This is a genomic window from Bacillus sp. MBGLi79 (genome assembly GCF_002953915.1).
Genome location: NZ_CP026521.1, coordinates 1,980,726 through 1,981,832, shown reverse-complemented (window position 1 = coordinate 1,981,832; position 1,107 = coordinate 1,980,726). Strand labels below are relative to the sequence as shown.

The following is a 1,107-nucleotide window of genomic DNA, read 5'->3' as shown; positions in this document are numbered from 1 at the left end:
AGTATCACCAGGACGGAACGCAGGCAAATCAGTGCGCAATTGTTCTTTTGTGATATCTTCAATCAATTTTTGCATCGTCTTCAACTCCTTCCAACAGATGCTCTTGCGCGAGTTAACCGGCACAGCGGAACATCGTTTTCAAACTTAAACGAGCGTTCCCGTTCAAGTCACAAGTAGTATCATACCACACCTTTTTTCCGGGTGCAATAGAATCTACCGGTTTTTCCATTCAGAAATCCATTTTCGCTCTTCTTCAGATAAAGGATAGTTTTCCAGAAGGTCGGGCCGCCTTAAAAAAGTGCGCCTGAGAGACTCCTTCCGCCGCCATTCTTTGATTTTCGCATGGTTCCCGGATGTCAGAACGTCCGGCACCTTCAGGCCTTTATAATCTGCCGGCCGCGTATAATGAGGGTGTTCAAGAAGCCCCGTGCTGAAAGAGTCTTCAAGGTGCGATTCTTCCTTGCCGAGCACGCCCGGCAAAAGCCGCACAACACTGTCTGCGATCATCATCGCCGGCAGCTCTCCCCCTGTCAAAACGAAATCTCCGATCGAAATTTCGTCTGTAGACAGGTGCTCTCTGATCCGCTCATCATACCCTTCATAATGCCCGCAAATGAACATTAAATGCTCTTCCTGCGCCAGTTCTTCAGCCTTCTGTTGGGTATAGCGTTCCCCTTGGGGGCAGACGAGGATGATTCTCGGAGACCCTTCGGCTTCAGCTGTCAGCTTTTCGACCGCATCAAAGACAGGCTGCGGTTTCAGCACCATTCCTGCTCCCCCGCCGTATGGATAATCATCAACGGTTTGATGCTTGTTGTCGGAAAAGGCCCGAAAGTTCACCACGCGAAAGTGGACAGCGTCCTTATCCTGAGCTTTTTGCAGGATCGACGAGCCGAGCACACCTTCAAACATTTCCGGAAAAAGCGTTAAAAAATCGATTTTCATTCGTCAAGTAACCCTTCCATGATATGAATCTTGATCGTTTGATCCGCCACATTAATCTCTTTGACAACGGCGTCGATATAAGGGATAAGCGCGTCTTTCTTTCCCGGTCTGGCCACGACCCAGACATCGTTGGCGCCCGGCGTTAAAATTTCTTTGACCTTG

The 1,107-nt window shown here is 49.2% G+C and carries 2 protein-coding genes and 1 pseudogene; all 3 read right to left on the bottom strand.

All coding sequences use genetic code 11. The annotated features are described in order from the left end of the window. Positions 1-75 (bottom strand): annotated as a pseudogene (locus C1T29_RS10125) (50S ribosomal protein L19); the annotation flags it as partial. Positions 76-213: 138 nt separating this feature from the next. After that, entirely contained in the window at positions 214-945 is a 732-nt protein-coding gene (gene trmD / locus C1T29_RS10120; protein ID WP_020451372.1) for a tRNA (guanosine(37)-N1)-methyltransferase TrmD, read from the bottom strand. Beyond that, positions 942-1,107, bottom strand: a 166-nt coding sequence (locus C1T29_RS24765) for a PRC-barrel domain-containing protein (protein WP_331281205.1), incomplete at its 5' end; no start/stop codon positions are given. The genes trmD and C1T29_RS24765, both read right to left, overlap by 4 nt.

Bases quoted from the DNA above. Each gene is read 5' to 3' on its own strand.
- trmD (WP_020451372.1), bottom strand. From the start codon at position 945: ATGAAAATCGATTTTTTAACGCTTTTTCCGGAAATGTTTGAAGGTGTG.